At 72.1% G+C, this 18,428-nt stretch carries 14 protein-coding genes; 6 read left to right on the forward strand and 8 right to left on the reverse strand.

The genetic code is table 11. From position 1 onward, the window contains the following. Positions 1 to 39: 39 nt before the first annotated feature. On the reverse strand, positions 40 to 546 hold the full coding sequence (locus H305_RS0101810) for an ATP-binding protein (RefSeq protein WP_037761981.1): 507 nt from the start codon (positions 544 to 546) through the stop codon (positions 40 to 42). A 303-nt stretch (positions 547 to 849) separates the two neighbouring features. On the opposite strand from H305_RS0101810, the gene H305_RS0101815 reads away from it, so the two are divergent. Then, positions 850 to 1,599 (forward strand): enoyl-CoA hydratase/isomerase family protein, encoded by a 750-nt coding sequence (locus H305_RS0101815; RefSeq protein WP_028798904.1) that lies wholly within the window; start codon positions 850 to 852, stop codon positions 1,597 to 1,599. 32 nt (positions 1,600 to 1,631) lie between these two features. Here H305_RS0101815 and H305_RS0101820 read toward each other — a convergent pair whose 3' ends face one another. Next, entirely contained in the window at positions 1,632 to 2,267 is a 636-nt protein-coding gene (locus H305_RS0101820; RefSeq protein ID WP_028798905.1) for a DJ-1/PfpI family protein, read from the reverse strand. A gap of 27 nt (positions 2,268 to 2,294) precedes the next feature. Then, complete coding sequence (locus H305_RS0101825; protein ID WP_028798906.1) at positions 2,295 to 3,248, reverse strand: GlxA family transcriptional regulator; 954 nt, start codon at positions 3,246 to 3,248, stop codon at positions 2,295 to 2,297. 112 nt (positions 3,249 to 3,360) lie between these two features. On the opposite strand from H305_RS0101825, the gene H305_RS0101830 reads away from it, so the two are divergent. After that, the gene (locus H305_RS0101830) at positions 3,361 to 4,227 is read left to right on the forward strand and encodes an SCO6745 family protein (RefSeq protein WP_028798907.1); all 867 of its coding nucleotides are present in this window, start codon (positions 3,361 to 3,363) and stop codon (positions 4,225 to 4,227) included. Positions 4,228 to 4,394: 167 nt separating this feature from the next. Continuing rightward, entirely contained in the window at positions 4,395 to 6,770 is a 2,376-nt protein-coding gene (locus H305_RS0101835; RefSeq protein ID WP_028798908.1) for a Tex family protein, read from the forward strand. A gap of 282 nt (positions 6,771 to 7,052) precedes the next feature. On the opposite strand, the gene H305_RS0101840 is transcribed toward H305_RS0101835, so the two are convergent. Together H305_RS0101840 and H305_RS0101845 are read right to left on the reverse strand one after the other, a co-directional pair. After that, positions 7,053 to 8,699 carry an ABC-F family ATP-binding cassette domain-containing protein gene (locus H305_RS0101840; protein WP_028798909.1) on the reverse strand — a complete coding sequence of 549 codons (1,647 nt, stop codon included), beginning with the start codon at positions 8,697 to 8,699 and terminating at the stop codon, positions 7,053 to 7,055. A 48-nt stretch (positions 8,700 to 8,747) separates the two neighbouring features. Beyond that, the gene (locus H305_RS0101845) at positions 8,748 to 9,767 is read right to left on the reverse strand and encodes a hypothetical protein (RefSeq protein WP_028798910.1); all 1,020 of its coding nucleotides are present in this window, start codon (positions 9,765 to 9,767) and stop codon (positions 8,748 to 8,750) included. 66 nt (positions 9,768 to 9,833) lie between these two features. Between H305_RS0101845 and H305_RS0101850 the strand changes: the two genes are divergently transcribed. Continuing rightward, positions 9,834 to 10,799: an FAD-dependent oxidoreductase gene (locus tag H305_RS0101850; protein ID WP_028798911.1), complete on the forward strand. Its 966-nt coding sequence runs from the start codon at positions 9,834 to 9,836 to the stop codon at positions 10,797 to 10,799. Between the two features lie 158 nt (positions 10,800 to 10,957). Here H305_RS0101850 and H305_RS54325 read toward each other — a convergent pair whose 3' ends face one another. Continuing rightward, a complete protein-coding gene (locus H305_RS54325) occupies positions 10,958 to 12,232 on the reverse strand; it encodes a M14 family metallopeptidase (protein WP_420707999.1) in 1,275 nt (424 codons plus the stop codon). Further along, positions 12,229 to 14,193 (reverse strand): Xaa-Pro dipeptidyl-peptidase, encoded by a 1,965-nt coding sequence (locus H305_RS54330; protein ID WP_028798913.1) that lies wholly within the window; start codon positions 14,191 to 14,193, stop codon positions 12,229 to 12,231. The genes H305_RS54325 and H305_RS54330 overlap by 4 nt, the downstream gene beginning before the upstream one ends. Positions 14,194 to 14,374: 181 nt before the next feature. On the opposite strand from H305_RS54330, the gene H305_RS0101865 reads away from it, so the two are divergent. Beyond that, positions 14,375 to 15,865, forward strand: coding sequence for a M1 family metallopeptidase (locus tag H305_RS0101865; RefSeq protein WP_028798914.1), 1,491 nt, complete (start codon positions 14,375 to 14,377; stop codon positions 15,863 to 15,865). A gap of 265 nt (positions 15,866 to 16,130) precedes the next feature. Here H305_RS0101865 and H305_RS0101870 read toward each other — a convergent pair whose 3' ends face one another. Beyond that, positions 16,131 to 17,081 carry an adenosine kinase gene (locus H305_RS0101870; protein ID WP_028798915.1) on the reverse strand — a complete coding sequence of 317 codons (951 nt, stop codon included), beginning with the start codon at positions 17,079 to 17,081 and terminating at the stop codon, positions 16,131 to 16,133. 417 nt (positions 17,082 to 17,498) lie between these two features. On the opposite strand from H305_RS0101870, the gene H305_RS0101875 reads away from it, so the two are divergent. Further along, complete coding sequence (locus H305_RS0101875; protein WP_028798916.1) at positions 17,499 to 18,197, forward strand: MerR family transcriptional regulator; 699 nt, start codon at positions 17,499 to 17,501, stop codon at positions 18,195 to 18,197. Positions 18,198 to 18,428: the final 231 nt, after the last annotated feature.

Here is an 18,428-nt window from a genome sequence, read left to right on the forward strand (position 1 = left end):
TCGGATCGGACCGGGCCCGCCCTGATCCGGACGACATCCCTAGACGACGCTGGGAATGAACGGCAGTGCGGCCCAGATCACCTTGCCGCCGCTCGCCGTGTGCTCGACGTCGCACACCCCGCCCGATTCCCGGGTCACCTCCCGCACCAGCAGGAGGCCTCGGCCCCCGGTCTGCCCGTGGTCGGCCTCCAGGGCGGTCGGGCGGTACGGGTGGTTGTCCTCGACGGAGACGCGCACCCACTCGGCACCGACGGCGACCTCCACGGCGAGCGTCGGCGACAGCAGCGCCGCGTGCCGGACCGCGTTGGTGACCAGCTCGGAGACGATCAGCAGGAGTCCCTGGACGAGGTCGTCCGAGACGGGTACTCCCTGACGGAACAGCAGATCACGGACGGCGTGCCGTGCCTGCGGCACCGAGGCGTCGACGGCGGGAGCGGTGAACCGCCACACCCCCTCGTACGGCAGCGGGACGGTCGCTCTCCGGTCCGGAGACACGTTTCCGCCGACTGCGGGGCTCGGGTCGGACCCCCGCCCGAGGTTGTCCATCGTCCGGTCGCCACCCTTGCGCTCGATTGTCACCACGCATCGAGTGTTGATAGCGCATCGGTCCATACCTGATGACTGAACAGAAGTCAGCAAGTATCGACGGTTTCTGATCGTCGGCGTATGACACGGTCAATTGTGAGACTGCTCCTGTCCCCGTTGTGCCGACTTCGCGAACTATTCGGGTTGTACGGGTTTGCCACCGCTCGCGGGGCCCGTTCCGGGTGTTCGCGCCGTTTCACGGGTGCCCCGGAGCCGCCCCCCTTCTTGATCGCGCGCCCGGGGAGTGCGGTTAGCATGCGGCGTATGGAGCCGCAGCTGTTGCACCGCGTCGGCGACGGCGTCGCCACCGTCGTCGTCCACCATCCGGCGAAGCGGAACGCCATGACGACCGGCATGTGGCGGGCGCTGCCGCCCCTGCTCGACGCTCTGAGCGCAGACGACGGCGTACGCGTCCTGGTGCTCACCGGTGAAGGCGGGACGTTCTGCGCCGGGGCCGACATCTCGACGCTGCGCGGCTCCCCGGACGAGGCGCAGGGGCTGGCCGTGCGCGCCGAGGAGGCGCTCGCCGCCTTCCCGAAACCGACGCTGGCCGCGATCCGCGGCTACTGCGTGGGCGGCGGGTCCCAGCTCGCGGCGGCCTGTGATCTGCGGTTCGCGGAGGAGGGCGCGCTCTTCGGGGTGACCCCGGCGAAGCTGGGGATCGTCTACCCCGCCTCCTCGACCCGGCGGCTGGCCTCGCTGGTCGGCCCGGCGGCCGCCAAGTACCTCCTGTTCTCGGGCGAGTTGATCGACACGGAGCGGGCACTGCGCACCGGCCTGGTGGACGAGGTGCTGCCCGAGGGGGAACTCGACAAGCGGGTCGGCGAGTTCACGCGCGTCCTGGCCGGACGCTCGCTGCTGACCCAGGCGGCGGCCAAGGAGTTCGTGAACGGACGCACGGACCGGGACTCCCACTGGGCCGAACAGGCGCGCCGCGGCGGCGACACCGCGGAGGGGGTCGCCGCCTTCCTGGAGCGCCGGCAGCCGCAGTTCACCTGGACCACGCCGGGATGACGCGGTTCTGCACGCATCGGTTCGGTCTTTGACTACATCAGGCTGAAACGGCTGTTCGTGCGGAACTCCTCGACCAGGTGAGCGGGCGCCTTGTGCGGGGCGCCGGCGTCGTAGGGCGGCTGTGGGTCGTACTCGGTCAGCAGCTGCACGGCCTGGGCATGTTCGTCGCCCGCGATCCGGCCGAGCAGGGTGAGCCCCATGTCGATGCCGGAGGAGACCCCGGCCGCGGTCACGTACTTGCCGTCGAACACGACCCGCTCCCCGGTGGGCTCGGCGCCGTACTCCTTGAGGAAGTCCAGGGCCAGCCAGTGGGAGGTGGCCCGGCGGCCGTCGAGGAGCCCGGCCGCGGCGAGCAGCAGGGATCCGGTGCACACCGAGGTCGTCCAGGTGCTGGTGGCGTCCGCCGCGCGCAGCCAGTCCAGCAGGACCTCGTTCTCCATCTGCGAGAACTGGCCCGGTCCGCCCGGCACCACGACGATGTCCGGTCCCGGCACCTCGGCCAGGGTCCGGTCCGCGGTCAGAGCCAGCGCACCGGTGTCACTGCGGACGGGTCCGGTGCGCTCGGCGACGAACACGACCTCGGCGCCGGGCAGCCGGCCGAGGGTCTCGTAGGGGCCCACGGCGTCGAGAGCCGTGAAACGGTCGTAGAGGACGATGGCGATCTGCATCGGGATTCCTTTCGATGGGCGGCCGGATCAGGGTGTGGATGCCGGGCGGAAGCGGCGCCGGTACTCCGCGGGCGCCGAGCCGAGCGCCTTCACGAAGGCGCGGCGCATCGCCTCCGGCGTGCCGTAGCCGCAGGCACGCGAGATCTCCTCGACACCGTCGCCGGTGTCCTCCAGGAGGCGCCGGGCCTGTTCCAGGCGGACGCGCTCGACGTAGCGGCCGGGTGTCGTGCCGGTCTCGGACTGGAAGGCGCGGGCGAAGTGCCGGGGCGAGAGCCTGGCGCGCGCGGCGAGCGACTCGACGCTCAGGTCGTGGTCGGGATGCTCGGTGATCCACTGCTGGACCTCGCGCAGGGGTTCGCGGCGCGCGGTCTGGGCGGCGAGTTGGGCACTGAACTGGGCCTGGTTGCCCGGGCGCCGCAGGAAGACGACCAGATGCCGGGCGATCGCGAGAGCGGTCTCGCGGCCGAGGTCCTCCTCCACCAGGGCGAGGGCCAGGTCGATGCCGGAGGTGACGCCCGCCGAGGTGGAGACCCGGCCGTCGCGCACGAAGATGGGATCCGGGTCGACCTCCACGGCGGGATGGTCGCGGGCCAGCTTGTCGCAGTAGGCCCAGTGGGTCGTGGCCCGGTGCCCGTCCAGGAGGCCCGCCTCGGCGAGCAGGATGGCACCGGTGCAGACGGAGACGAGACGCTCGGCCCGCGGACCGTGGCCGCGCAGCCAGTCCGTCAGCCGGCGGTCCTGGTGCCGGGTGCCCCGGCCACCGGGCACGAGGAGCGTGTGCGGGGCGGGCGCGTCGTCGAGCGCGTGGTCCGGTACGAGGGTGAGTCCGCTGGAGCTGCGTACCGGCGCGCCGTCCGGGGACGCGGTGAGGACGCGGTACGAGCCGCCGTGCCAGGCCTCGGCGCCCGCGAAGACCTCCAGGGGGCCCGTGACGTCGAGGCTCTGCACGTCGTCGAAGAGGACGATCAGAACGGTTCGCATGTCTTCGATTCTTGGCCCGCAGGGACATGGCCGCAATGACGGGCACCCCACCATTCCTGCCATCGTGTCCTCAGCGGTTCCCCACGTACCGACCAGTCGGTAACCTGCGGGCATGACCACTTCACTGCCGGAGCGCGCCGGGCGGCGCTGCCACAACGTCCTCAACCCTCTGCACTCGACCCACTACTTCTCGCCCGACCTGGGCCGGGAGATGTCCGCCGTCGGCGTCGAGGACAGCAGGGCGGCGTATTTCGCGGTGCGCGCCGCCGCGCTGGGAGCGGTGGGTCCGGGGACGGTGACGGCGACGTTCTACAACTTCAGCCACGAACTGGTCGCACGGCACCTGCCCCAGGTGTGGCGCACGGTCTCCCCTCAGAAGGTGCTCGAGGCACGCGCGCGTGCCGTCGACGCCACACTGCGGCGACTGCTCGGCGAGGAGCTCGTCGCCTCCAAGGAGATGGCCGAGGCCGCCGAGCTCGCCCTGCGCGCCACCGAGGCCTGCGTCAGGACCGCCCGCCCGCTGTACGCCGGCCACGCCGATCTCCCCGTGCCCGACGCCCCGCACCTCGCGCTCTGGCACGCGGCCACACTGCTGCGCGAGCACCGCGGCGACGGACATCTCGCGATCCTCCTCGACGCGGAACTCGACCCTGTCGAAGCCCTGGTGAGCCACACCGCGACCGGCAAGGGCATGGCGCCGAAATGGGCCCTGTCCACGCGCGGCTGGTCCCGCGACGACTGGGAGGCGGCCTCCGCACGCCTGCGCGACCGGGGACTTCTCGACACGGAGGGCGAGTTGACGGAGTCCGGCGTGGCACTGCGCCAGGACATCGAGGACCGGACCGACCGGCTCGACCGGGCGCCGTACGAGCATCTGGGCGCCGCGGGCGTGGAGCGGCTCACCGAGCTGGCCAAGGGTGTCCTCATGACGGCCCTGGCCGCCGGCGCCTTCCCGGGGGACATGATCGGGAAGGCCTGAGCGCCGGTCGGCATCGGCCCCGCACGGCTCCGGCCGCCCGGACTCACCGCGTACGACCGCTGCGATTCGCGACGCGGTGCGCGGCACGACGGTGCCCTGATCCCCCGTTGTCGGCGCCACCTGCCACAATTGCCGCGCAACCTCAGTGGATAAGGCGGTACGGGATCGTGACGACACCCCTCGTAGGGTCCATCGAAGGCAGGATCGCCGAGGAACTCGGCGTACGGGAGCGGCAGGTCAAGGCCGCCGTCGACTTGCTCGACGGCGGATCGACGGTGCCCTTCATCGCCCGCTACCGCAAGGAAGCGACCGAGATGCTCGACGATGCGCAGCTGCGCGCCCTCGAGGAGCGGCTGCGCTATCTGCGGGAGCTGGAGGATCGGCGCGCCGCCATCCTCGACTCGGTACGCGAGCAGGGCAAGCTCACCGACGAGGTCGAGGCGCAGATCAGGGGCGCCGAGACCAAGGCGCGCCTGGAGGACATCTACCTGCCGTTCAAGCCGAAGCGGCGCACGAAGGCGCAGATCGCGCGCGAGGCCGGCCTGGAGCCGCTGGCCGATGGCCTGCTCGGCGACCCGGCGGTCCAGCCGGTCGCCGCCGCCGCGGCCTTCGTCGACGCCGACAAGGGCGTCGCCGACCCACAGGCCGCCCTGGACGGCGCGCGGGCCATCCTCACCGAGCGGTTCTCGGAGGACGCCGACCTCATCGGCGAGCTCCGCGAGCGCATGTGGGTGCGGGGACGGCTCGCCGCGAAGGTGCGCGAGGGCAAGGAGGAGGCCGGCGCCAAGTTCGCCGACTACTTCGACTTCGCCGAACCGTTCAGGGAACTTCCCTCGCACCGCATCCTGGCCATGCTGCGTGGCGAGAAGGAAGAGGTCCTCGACCTCGTCCTGGAGCCGGAAGAGCCCACCGACGGACCGTCGTCGTACGAGGGGATCGTCGCCGGGCGGTTCGGCATCGCCGACCGGGGTCGTCCCGCCGACAAGTGGCTCACGGACACCGTCCGCTGGGCCTGGCGCACCCGCATCCTCGTCCACCTCGGCATCGACCTGCGGCTGCGGCTGCGTACGGCCGCCGAGGACGAGGCGGTGAACGTCTTCGCGGCGAACCTGCGCGACCTGCTGCTCGCCGCCCCCGCCGGCACTCGCGCGACGCTGGGCCTCGACCCCGGATTCCGTACGGGCGTCAAGGTGGCGGTCGTCGACGCCACAGGCAAGGTCGTGGCGACGGACGTCGTCCACCCGCACGTCCCGGCGAACCGGTGGGACGAGGCCGTCACCAAGCTCGCGCGGCTCGCCGCGGAGCACTCGGTCGAACTCATCGCCATCGGCAACGGCACGGCGTCCCGCGAGACCGACAAGCTCGCCGGTGACCTCATCACCAGGCACCCGGAACTGAAGCTCACCAAGGTGATGGTGTCCGAGGCGGGCGCGTCCGTGTACTCGGCGTCCGCGTTCGCCTCGCAGGAGCTTCCCGACATGGACGTCTCACTGCGCGGCGCGGTCTCGATCGCCCGCCGTCTCCAGGACCCGCTCGCCGAACTGGTGAAGATCGACCCGAAGTCCATCGGCGTCGGGCAGTACCAGCACGACCTGTCCGAGGTGAAGCTCTCCCGTTCGCTGGACGCGGTGGTCGAGGACTGTGTGAACGGCGTCGGGGTCGACGTGAACACCGCCTCCGCGCCGCTGCTCGCCCGGGTCTCCGGCATCACCTCCGGGCTCGCGGAGAACATCGTGGCGCACCGCGACGCCCACGGCCCCTTCCGCGCGCGCACGGCGCTCAAGGACGTGGCGCGGCTCGGCCCCAAGGCGTACGAGCAGTGCGCGGGCTTCCTGCGGATCCGGGGCGGGGACGACCCGCTCGACGCGTCCAGCGTGCACCCCGAGGCCTATCCGGTGGTGCGGCGCATGGTGAGGACGGCGGGCAGCGAGGTCGCGGCGCTGATCGGCAACGCCGGGGTGCTGCGCTCGCTGAAGCCCGGGGACTTCGTGGACGAGACGTTCGGTCTGCCGACCGTCACGGACATCCTGAAGGAGCTGGAGAAGCCCGGGCGCGACCCGCGGCCCGCCTTCAAGACGGCCACCTTCAAGGAGGGCGTCGAGAAGATCTCCGACCTGGCGTCGGGAATGGTCCTGGAGGGCGTCGTGACGAACGTGGCAGCGTTCGGTGCGTTCGTGGACGTCGGTGTGCACCAGGACGGGCTCGTGCATGTGTCCGCCATGTCCAAGACCTTCGTCAAGGACCCGCGGGACGTCGTGAAGCCCGGCGACATCGTCAAGGTCAAGGTGATGGACGTCGACATCCCGCGCAAGCGGATCTCGCTGACCCTGCGGCTCGACGACGAGGCCGCGCCTCAGGGCGAGCAGCAGGCCGGTGGCCGACCCCAGCGGGGCGGGCGGCCGCCGCAGCAGCGGGGGCAGCAGCGTCAGGGCCGGGGCGGCGGTGGCGGCGGCTCCCGCCAGGCGCCGGCACCGTCCAACAGCGCGATGGCGGACGCGTTGCGCCGCGCCGGACTCGTGGACCCCAAGCGGGGGAGGGGCTGACGGTTGCCGGTACCCGGGGCGGGGGGCGCTGACGGTTGCCGGTACCCGGGCGTCTGAGGCGGGGCCCGGCGGTGGTCGAGCCCCGCGACAGCGACCCTGCGGCTGCGGGCGCCGGGGCTGGCGGGCGAGCAGAGCCCCGCGACAGCGGACCTGCGGCCGGCAGCGCCGATGGGCGGGCGAGCAGACCCCCGCGGCAGCCGGCCCGCGACAGCCAGCGGCGGCGCTGGCGGGCGAGCAGGGCCCCGCGGCAGCGGACCCCGGCCACGAGCGCCGCGGAGCGGGCTACGCGGGGAGTTCCGTGACCTTGCCGGCGGCGACCTCCAGCCGCCGGTTCGTACGCACCGCGTCCAGCATCCGCCGGTCATGAGTGACAAGAAGCAACGTGCCCTCGTACGCGTCGAGCGCGGATTCGAGCTGCTCGATCGCCGGGAGGTCGAGGTGGTTGGTCGGCTCGTCCAGCACGAGGAGGTTGACGCCCCGCCCCTGGAGGAGGGCCAGCGCCGAGCGGGTGCGCTCGCCCGGGGACAGCGTCGCGGCGGACCGCAGGACGTGATCCGCCTTGAGGCCGAACTTGGCGAGCAGGGTACGGACTTCGACCGGCTCCGTGTCGGGCACGGCGGCACAGAACGCGTCGAGCAGCGACTCCGAGCCGTGGAAGAGCTTGCGGGCCTGGTCGACCTCGCCGACTACCACGCCCGATCCGAGCGCGGCGTGCCCGGCGTCCAGCGGGACACGGCCGAGCAGCGCCCCGAGCAGTGTCGATTTGCCCGCGCCGTTCGCTCCGGTGACGGCGACCCGGTCGGCCCAGTCGATCTGCAGCGTCGCGGGGCCGAAGAGGTAGTCGCCGCGCCGCACCTCCGCGTCGCGCAGGGTGGCGACGACCGCGCCGGACCGCGGTGCCGCCGCGATCTCCATGCGCAGCTCCCACTCCTTGCGCGGCTCGTCGACGACGTCGAGCCGTTCGATCATGCGCTGGGTCTGCCGGGCCTTGGCGGCCTGCTTCTCGCTGGCCTCGCTGCGGAACTTGCGGCCGATCTTGTCGTTGTCGTTGCCGGCCTTGCGCCGTGCGTTCTTGACGCCCTTGTCCATCCAGGAACGCTGCGTCTGGGCGCGGCCCTCCAGCGCGGCCCGCTTGTCGGCGTACTCGTCGAAGTCCTCGCGGGCGTGCCGGCGCGCGGTCTCGCGCTCCTCCAGGTAGGCCTCGTACCCGCCGCCGTAGACGGTGATCTGCTGCTGTGCGAGGTCGAGTTCGAGGACCTTGGTGACGGTGCGGGTCAGGAACTCGCGGTCGTGGCTGACGACGACGGTCCCGGCGCGCAGCCCGCCGACGAAGCGTTCGAGCCGCTCCAGGCCGTCCAGGTCGAGATCGTTCGTGGGCTCGTCGAGCAGGAACACGTCGTAGCGGGAGAGCAGCAGCGAAGCGAGTCCGGCCCGGGCGGCCTGGCCGCCGGACAGGGAGGTCATCGGCTGGTCCAGGTCGACGGCGAGCCCGAGGGAGTCCGCCGCCTCCTCGGCCCGCTCGTCGAGGTCCGCGCCGCCGAGTGCGAGCCAGCGCTCCAGGCTCGCCGCGTAGGCGTCGTCCGCGCCGGGCGTTCCGTCGACGAGGGCCTGCGTCGCCTCGTCCATCACCCGCTGGGCCTCGGTGACCCCGGTGCGGCGGCCGAGGAACGCGCGGACGGTCTCCCCCGCGCGCCGCTCGGGCTCCTGCGGCAGGTGCCCGACGGTCGCGGAGGGCGGCGACAGGCGCAGCTCGCCCTGCTCCGGGGCGAGGAGTCCGGCGAGCAGCCGCAGCAGGGTGGACTTGCCGGCGCCGTTGGCGCCCACGAGCCCGATCACGTCGCCGGGCGCGACGACGAGGTCGAGCCCGGCGAAGAGGGAGCGGTCGCCGTGGCCGGCGGCGAGGTTCTTGGCGACGAGGGTGGCAGTCATCAGGACGCCGATCCTAACCGGCCGTCCTGCCCTGCCGCGCCGGAGATCTCAGTGGGCCATCGCCTCCACCAGCACGCTTCCCGAGGTCCTGGCCACGATGAACGACTCCCCCTTCACGGCCTTGGCGTCCAGTGCGACCCGATGGCGGCCCGCCTCCAGGACGCCGTCGAAGACGTCGTGCGCGTGGGTGCGGGAGAGCCGGTCGAGCCGGTACGCGGTGAGCTGGACACGGCAGGTGGAGGTGACCTCGATTCCTGCCTCGCCGTCGGCCGCGACGAGCCGGGTGAGCCGGCGCTGTTCCCGCGGGCTGCGGTCGAGCGCGTGCTCGATCTGGGCGACGAGGAGGGGGACGATGGGGGCGAGTCCGTCGACGTAGGCGACGTCGACCGACGCGTCGCGGAACGACGCGCGTACGGCGGCCCGTTCGGGTTCGCCGACGGTCCGGCCGAAGACCACGGCGCCGTAGGCGCGCAGTTCGTCGGCGGGGACGTCGGCGGCGTCGCGGGTGATGTCGGCGCCGATGCCGATGGTGCGCAGGGCGGCGGCGAGCCGGGCGAGCAGGGCGACCCGGGCGCCGATGAGCAGGACGCGGCGGCGGGGTCCCGAGTCGCCGTCGAGGAGGGAATGGAGTGCGCTGCGGTATTCGGCGCCGCGGAAGCGGAACGGCCCTATGCCGTGATAGCCGTTGAGTTCGAGATCGGCGGGTTCACCGGTCTGCCAGGCGAAGTCGCGCCACATGTAGTCGTCGCCGTCCCGCTCGATCACGGCGGTGACGGCGCCGCATTCGAGGCTCGCGCACTCGGGGCAGCCGTAGATGATGTAGCGGTCCCCGTCGAGCGGGGCCTCGGCCTCCAGGAGGAGGCTGCGCACCTGGGCGGTGAAGATCGCGGGTGGCACGTCGGAGGCGAGCGGGGACACCGCGTCGAGGTCGGAGAGGCGGAACAGCAGCGGGCGGCCGTCGACGATGAAGTCCACGAAGTCCCGGTGCACTTGGTAGTCACCGTTGGCGAGGACTCCACCGGCACGCATCGCCGGTGCCAGGCCGAAGGTCGCGTACTCGGCAGACATGCTGTGAGTATTCCCGCACCGAGGGTGATGTGAGCACGGCATGACGTATTCCGCTAACGTCCCCGCGTGGAGAACGCCAGCAGTGATGAAGTGATCGTGGTCGGCAGCGGGGTCGTCGGTCTGACGACGGCGATCGTGCTGGCCGAGGGCGGCGCACGGGTACGGGTGTGGGCGCGCGAGTCCGCGCAACGGACCACCTCGGCCGTTGCGGGCGCCCTGTGGTGGCCCTACCGCATCGAGCCGAAGGAGCTCGCCCGCGCGTGGGCCCTGCGATCGCTGTCCGTGTACGAGGAGTTGGCCGTGCGTCCAATGGAGACGGGCGTACGGGTGGTCGAGGGTGTACTCGGCGAGACACGGCTGGACGAGCAGGCGCCGTGGATTGCCGGGCGGCTCGCGGGGCTGCGGGCGGCGACGTCCGCGGAGTACACGGGGCAGGGGCTGTGGGCCCGGCTTCCGCTGATCGACATGCCGGTGCACCTGGGGTGGCTGCGCGAGCGGTTCCTGCGGGCGGGCGGGGTGATCGAGGAACGCACGGTGACGGACCTGGCGGAGGCGGCGGCTCCGGTCGTCGTGAACTGCACGGGGCTCGGCGCTCGGGAGCTCGTGCCCGACCCTGCGGTGCGCCCGGTTCGGGGGCAGCTGGTGATCGTGGAGAATCCGGGAATCCGCGAGTGGGTCGTGTCGACGGACGCGTCCGCCGGGACGACGACGTATGTCTTCCCGCAGCCGGACCGGGTGGTCCTGGGCGGCACCACCGATGAGGACGACTGGTCCCTGACGCCGGACCCGGAGGTGGCGGCGTCGATCGTCGCGCGCTGTGCGGCGCTGCGTCCCGAGGTCGCCGGGGCGCGTGTGCTCGACCAGCGGGTGGGGCTGCGGCCGGGGCGCGACGAGGTACGGCTGGAGCGCGAGGTGCTGCCGGACGGCAGGGTCCTGGTGCACAACTACGGGCACGGTGGCGCGGGAGTGACGGTGGCGTGGGGGTGTGCGCGGCAGGCGGCCGGGCTCGCACGCCCGGCCGCCTCCGCGTGAACGGCCACGTCGCTGGAAGCGGCCGCCTCTGTGGGAACAGCCGCCTTTGTGGAGGAACAGCCGCCCCCCATAGGGGGACGGCTGCCCCGTAGAAGCGGCCACCTCTGTGCGAGTGGCCGCCCCATGGAAGCGGCCGCCCCCCGGGGAAGCGTCCGCTCTCAGCAGTCCGGCGCGGGTTCCGCGGCGGTGAGGTGGTACGGCGCGCGCTCGTCGAGGAGCAGGGGGACGAGGGCGCGCAGGGACTGGCGCAGCGGGACGAGTACGCCGTCGGCCCCGTGCCGTACGCGTACGCCGTGCAGGGCGAGTTCGTCGCCGACGTCCGCGTACTGGTCCGCGGTGAGCCGGTACCCGCAGGGCGGGTCCTGGATCACCTCGGCCGGTTCGGCCGCGTCGTTGTCGGCGCCGCCGAGGTAGACCGGGCCGGTGTCGCGGTGACCCGCGGCGCGGGCGGCGGCGGTGGCCTCCGCGACCTGCCCGCCCCGCTCCCGGGTGAATCCGAACAGTCCGCCCAGTGCGGCGAGCTGGGACTTGACCCGGCGACGGTTGTTCGCGGGTTCCGCGCTGTCGTCGAGCGGTTCCACCCGGCTCTCGATGAGCAGGCCCACGGAGTGTTTGACGCCGGACATGTTCCGCAGGATGCGCTCCTGTCCGTCGCCCGCGGTCTGCTTGACGGGATCACCGGTCACGGGGTCGGTCCAGATGCCGTACGTGCCGGTCGAGTACCCCCCGGTCCGGGCGGCGGGCCGTACATACTCCCCTGACAGGATCCGCGCCTCGTCGTGCACGGCCGTGTCCGTGTTGAGGTTGCGCGGCCAGAGGTCGAAGAGGTCCTTGTCGTAGTACTTCGGGGTGGCGCCGTACTCGTGGAGGTCGTAGACGACGTCGGGTCCGCGGTCGCGTAGGACCGCGGCCGTCGCGCGGGCCTCGGCGGTCGTGAGGGCGAGGTGGTCCCGGTTGATGTCGACGCCGTCGGCGTTCCCCCGGGTGTCGGCGGCGCGGCCGTCGGGGTTGGCGGTGGGCAGGACCAGCACCGTGGTGCGATCGAGCAGGCGCCGGGTCGGCCCGTCCTCGGCGAACGCCAGGTCGCGGACCGTGCTGAGGCACGCCTCGCGGCCCGCGGGTTCGTCGCCGTGCTGGCTGCACACCAGCAGCACGGTCGTGGACGTGCGGTGCGTGCCTACGCGGACGAGCCGGAGGGGGCGGCCCTGTCCGGTCGTCCCGATCCGGGTGACGGAGACCCTGTCGCTCGCCCGGTCCACGGCGGCGAGGAAGTCCCGCTCCTCACGCTCGCCGGTCCAGCGTGCTCCCCCACTGCGTTCGAATCCGGTGCGCGGCGGGGTGTCGGCCGCGTGTGCCGGCACGGTCAGCAGGGGCGCCGCCAGGACCGTGGCGGTGACCGCCACGGCCAGGGCTCGTGCGCGTAAGGCGATCAACGGGCCTCCCCGGGCACCGGGAGCGCGGTGCGGGGCGCGCCCACGCCGTCGAGGACGGACGGGCCGGGTGCCGCTGCCGTCGCGCCCGCCGTCGCCCGTGCGAAGGCGTCGGAGCCGCCGACCAGCGGAACCCTGGCCGAGGTGCGGGACAGGTCGAGGGTCAGGGTCGGTGTGCTCGACGGGGGGTCGATGAGGTCCTTGTCGGTGCCCGCGACGATCAGTGCGAGCCGGTGGCCCTCGGGCACGACGTGGTCGGTGGCCGCCAGGTCGAGCGTGATGGTGTAGTCGCGGCCGGGGGTGAGGGGGACGCCCTTGGTGTCGGAGGCGTGGTTGCCGAGGTCGGCCCAGCCGCGGCTGAACACCGTGTAGTCGACGTCGGTCTTCTTCGCCTCGGTGCCCTTGAAGCAGGCGCTGTCGCCGGCCGTGCTCGCGCCCCAGCAGGTGCGGTCGGTGAGCGTGGTGATGCCCTCGCCGCCGGCCGCGTAGTCGCGGATGGTGTCCGGTCCGAGGTCGACGAGGACGGCGGAGAGGTGGGCCGTGGACGTGGTGGGGGTGGCGGTGACGGTCACCTTGGAGGAGCCGGACAGCCGCAGGTCGCGGGTGAGCGGCTCGGTGACGAAGCCGGCCTTCTCGGCGCTCGGCCCGTCGATGTGCGCGGCCCAGTCGGTCTCGCCCAGCGCCGGGTCGTCGGTGAAGGTCTCGGTTCCGGAACCCGTCCGCAGGCCGAGGGTGCCGACGCCGGCCTGGGTGCCGGTGTCCGGCCGCAGGGTCGTGGCGCTCGTGGCGCGCGGCGGCCAGACGCTCGACGTGACCCACTGGTCGGGGTGCCGTTCGATGTCGGCCATGGGTTCCTCGTCGATGCCGTTGTCGTAGCCGAGGAGTTCGTGGTCGAACCAGCGATGCAGGGTGTCGGTCCAGGTCGCGCGGCGGAAGTCGAAGGGGTCGACGTGGCCGGTCTGGGAGAGCCAGATCTTGCGCTCGACGCCGTTCCTGGCGAGGGCGTCCCACCACTGGCCGAAGTGCTTGGTGCGGACGTTGAGGTCCTGCATGCCGTGGATCAGGAAGACGCTGGCCCTGATCTTGCCGGCGTCCTTCACGTAGTCGCGTTCGGTCCACAGCGGCGTCCAGTCGCCGGTGCGCGGTGCCTGGTCGACGAGCTTCTGCTGCACGGCGGCGCACTTGGCGCGGGCGTCGGGGCTGTCGACGTAGTCGGAGAGCCAGTCCGGGCCGGAGTCGTAGAGCGGGGCGCCCTTGGCGAAGTAGTAGTCGTACCAGGAGGAGATGGCGCTGATCGGCACGATGGTCTTCAGGCCCTTGACGCCGGTGGCGGCGACGCCGTTGGCGATGGTGCCGTCCCAGCTCTTGCCGATCATGCCGGTTCTGCCGTTGGTCCAGGTGGCCTTGGCCGAGGTGGTGCCGGTGCGCGTGGTGTACGCCCTGGCCCGGCCGTTGAGCCAGTCGACGACCGCTTTGGCGGACTGGATGTCGGAGCGTCCGCCGACATCCACGCAACCGTCGGAGCGGTTGGTGCCGGCGAGGTCGACGCCGACGAAGGCGTAACCGCGCGGGACGAAGTAGTTGTCGTAGAAGAGCGGCATCTGGACAACGTTGCCGTTCGCGTCGTACGTCTTCTTCTGGCTCTCGTTGCCGCGTCCGCAGCAGGAGTAGTAAGGGCTGGCGTCCATGATCACGGGTACCTTGCGGCCCTGCCGGGCGAGTTCGCGCGGCCGGACGACGTCGACGGCGACCCGGTCGGTCTTCCCGTCGCCGTCGCCGTCGAGTCCGGTGTCGACCCAGACCGATTCGCGGATCGCGTTCTCGTACGAATACACGGGGGTGCTCTCGCGCGGGGCGCTGTGTGCGGCGGCGGGGGCGAGGAACGAAGCCATCAGGGCGGCCGTGACGGCCGTCGCGAGCGATCTCCAGGTCGTGAAGCGCATGCGGCGCACTGGTGTCGGCATGCGCGGAAGGTACCCCGGTCGACTCCCGGGCAAAAGAGGGTCGGTGAAAGGGCCGTGAGGCCCCGTCAGTCATGTCGGCCGAATGGCGATCGTGTGACAGGGGTGGTTGTGGACACGCCTTGGGCACAGGGACTCAATAGGCTCCGGACAGACTTCATGCCCCTACCACTTGGAGCTTGACGTGCACCGCAGACTCATCGCCCCGGGCGCGCTCGCGGCCTCCCTGCTGCTGGCGATCCCGGCATCGGCGGCAAGCAGTTCCCCAGGGGCGCCGGGCATCGGCGACCCCTACTACCCGGCGTACGGCAACGGCGGATACGACGTCTCCCACTACGACCTGCGACTCACGTACCAGCCGCGGACGGACGAACTGGAGGGAACGGCGACCCTCCTGGCCACCACCACGCAGGATCTGTCGCGGTTCGACCTGGACTTCCTGCTCGACGTGAGCGAGGTGCGGGTCAACGGTGCGAAGGCGTCGTTCGCGACGTCCGGACAGCACGAGCTGGAGATCACTCCCGCGAAGCCGCTGCCCAAGGGGACGCCGGTCACGGTCGTCGTCCGGTACAGCGGGGTGCCGTCCACGAAGAGCGCGTACGGCTTCTCCACCTGGCACCGCACCCCCGACGGCGCGGTCGCGGCGGACGAGCCCGAGGCGGCCTGGTGGTGGTACCCGAGCAACGACCACCCGCTGGACAAGGCGACGTACGACGTGTCGGTGGCGGTGCCCGACGGGACTCAGGCGATCTCCAACGGCACGCTCCAGTCGACGAGTTCGCGCCTGGGCTGGACCCGCTACAACTGGCGCTCGAACAAACCGCAGGCGACCTATCTCACCACGCTGGCTGTCGGGAAGTTCGACATCACCACCAGCACCTCCGAGGGCGGCGTGCCGGTCGTCAACGCGTACAGCAAGGACCTCGGCGACAACGACGGCGCGGCACGGGCCAGTGTGGAGCGGACCGGGGAGCTCGTCGACTGGCTGAGCGGCTACTTCGGGCCGTATCCCTTCAGTTCGGCGGGCGGGTACGTGCCCGACACGACGACCGGGTACGCGCTGGAGACGCAGACCCGCGTGTACTACAGCCCCAAGCAGTTCGCGAACGGCTCGAACACGTCCGTCGTCGTGCACGAGCTGGCGCACCAGTGGTACGGCGACGACGTGTCGCTGAAGGGCTGGAAGGACATCTGGATCAACGAGGGCTTCGCCCGCTACGCGCAGTGGCTGTGGTCGGAGCACGAGGGCGAGGGCACGGCCCAGGAGCTCGCGGACTACGTGTACGCCTCGCACCCGTCGGACGACGCGTTCTGGACGGTCGAGCCCGGCGACCCGGGCCCGGACAACCAGTTCGACATCGCGGTCTACGACCGGGGCGCTCTCGCCGTGCAGGCGCTGCGCAATGAGATCGGGGACGACGCCTTCTTCGCCGTCCTCAAGGGCTGGCCGAAGAAGCACGCGTACGGCAACGCGTCGGTCGACGACTTCCGGAAGTACGCCGAGCAGGTGTCCGGCAAGCCGCTCGCCGCGTTGTTCGACACCTGGCTTTTCCAGCCCTCGAAGCCGGCCGTGTCCGCGGCGCGGGGCGTGTCCGTCGCCCGGAGCGAGGGGGTTCCGGCGCGGCCGAAGTCGTGGAAGCGGATCGCTGCGACGGACTCCGTCCACGCCCGCTGAGTGACGCCGGGCCGGCCGGTCCGGCGTCAGGGAGCGCTGCGCCGCCCGTCCGCCCCTCTGCGGGCGGACGGGTGTACGCGCCGCTCCACGGCGGCCGGTGCTCTGCGTACCCGACCGGGGCCACCGCCCGCACACGTGCCCGCGGCTCCGTGGGGGCCGGGCGCGCCGTTCCCCGCGCCCCCCACGGGGCGCACCCCCGAACCGCCGGCCCCACGGACGCCCCCAGGAGCGGGACAGACGGCGCGCGGACGTGGTCCCCGGGGAGTCACGCGCCGGGGACGGTCGCCGCGATCGTGGTGAGGCCTTGGTCCTCCAATTCCGCGACGCGGGCCAGGAGTTCGTCGCGGCCGATGGCGTCGGCCCGTGTCGCGGGCACCGTGCAGGCGTACGCTCCGGCCACCACGCCGTACAGCCCGCACCGCAGCGGTGGTTCCCCGGCGAGCCGGCCGAAGAGGAAGCCGGAGGCGAAGGCGTCGCCCGCGCCGTTGGAGTCCACGACGGGAGCGGGAGGGGTGACCGCCGGGATGTGGGTCACCTCCCCGTCCACGAGCAGGTACGCGCCGTCCGCCCCGGCGGTGGCCGCCACTACCTGGGCCCGGCCCCGTTCGGCGATCCGGCGCATCGTCCGCTCGGGATCGGCCAGCGCGGTCGTGGACAGGAAGACGACGTCCGCGGCATGGGCGAACGGCTCGTGGTACGGGTTGTCGCCGTCCCAGTTGTGCAGGTCGGTCGAGAGCGTCAGGCCCGCTTCACGCAGTACCGGCAGGGTGGCGGAGCACGGGTGGGTGATGACGACGTGGGCGTGGCGACTCGCTGCGGCCAGCGCGCGCACCGTCTCCTCGGGCAGCCGGTCCGCTTCCCGGGAGCGGCTGTCGTCGTACAGCGACAGCCTCCGCCCCTGTGGGTCGACGAGGTTGACCGCCCGCTTGGTGCCGCCGGGCTGGAGGACGTCGGTGAGCGGGATCCCGCGGTCGCGGTGGAGGGCCCGGACGAGCTCGCCCTCGTGGTCGTCGCCGATCATGTCGAGGTGGTGCGTGCGCAGGCCCAGGGCGTGCACGCCGAGCGCGACGAAGTCCCCGCTCTGTCCGGCCCGGGTCTCGATGCCGGGCCGGATCATGTAACTGTCGGCGAACGGGAGCGGCAGTTCGGGGACGTGGACGATCGTGTCCACGCCCGCGCCTCCCAGGACGAGGACGTCGATCTCGGGGCTGCTCATGGGTGTTCCTCTCGGCTCCGCGCTCGGTCGGCTGCGCCTGTCGGCACGTGAGTCAAGCAGCGCCGCGACAGCGCTGGCAACTCCTTGCAGCATCTTTCTGCAAGAGGTTGCGATGGGAACGTATCTGCCTGGAGATTGAGTTGGGCGGGCGGACGAACATCAGGGGGCGGATCATGTTCTATCTTCGCGGTGAACCCGGGGGCCGAGCCCGCCGAGGCCATCGAACGCGGGATGCGGCCGGTGGAGTACAGACCGGCGTCTCACATGGTGATCAGGGGCTGGTGCAAGCAGCGATCAAGGCGATGTCGGGCCTCACGAACACTTTCACAAGGTTGGTGAGACAGTAATACTGTTGCACCGTGTCCTCGCCCGTCCCGGAGGGCGGGCGCCGCACCACCCGGAAGGTGAGGACCTGCCATGACCACGGACACCGAGGAGTCGACGCTCACCGTCGACGAGCTGGCCGCGCGGGCAGGCGTCACGGTCCGGACCATCCGCTTCTACAGCGCGAAAGGCCTGCTCCCGCCGCCCGTGATCGGCCCGCGGCGCGTGGGGCACTACAGCCGGCAGCACCTGGCCCGGCTGGCTCTCATCGAGGAACTGCAGCACCAAGGCATGTCGCTGGCGGCGATCGAGCGCCATCTGGCACAGCTGCCGCCCGGCCTGAGCGCCCACGACCTGGCCATTCACCGCGCCGTGGTGGCCTCCTGGGCACCCGACGCGGTGGAGGTGGTGACGCGCGAGGAGCTGGAGCGGCGGGCCGGACGGCCTCTGGAGGACGAGGACCTGGACCGGCTGACCGCCATGCAGGTCGTCGAGCGCACCTCGGACTCCTTCCGCGTGGATCCGGCGCTGCTGCGGCTCGGCGTGGAGCTGCTGGACGTGCCCATCGCCCATGAGGCGGTCCTCGCGGCAAGGACGGTCCTGCTGGAGCACTCGCGTGCGGCGGCGCGCGAGCTGTCCGCGCTGCTGCGCGACGCGGTGGGCGAGCAGGAATCCGTCGCGGCGGTGAAGTCGCTGTCCGCGCACATGGAGCCGCTGGTCGTACAGGCCCTGCTCACCACGTTCCAGCGCTCGCTGAAGGAGGAGCTGCGGGAGTGGCTCAAGCAGTCCTGACCTGCCCCTGCTCCTCCTCTCGGCGGCGCAACCGCCGAGCGGCAGGTCACGGGCGTGCTGGACGTCGAGGGCCGCCTTGACGGCGGGCCGGGCGAATCCGACGAGCTCGCCCGCCATGAGGGCGGCGAGGAAGGGCAGTTCGGAGGTGCCGGGGTTGCGCGACGACGCGGTCCACGTCCTCGCCGCGCAGGATGTCCAGGAGGGCGTGGGAGGGGCGGCCCATGGGAGCCC

This window comes from Streptomyces sp. 142MFCol3.1 (genome assembly GCF_000424945.1).
Lineage (GTDB): Bacteria > Actinomycetota > Actinomycetes > Streptomycetales > Streptomycetaceae > Streptomyces > Streptomyces siamensis.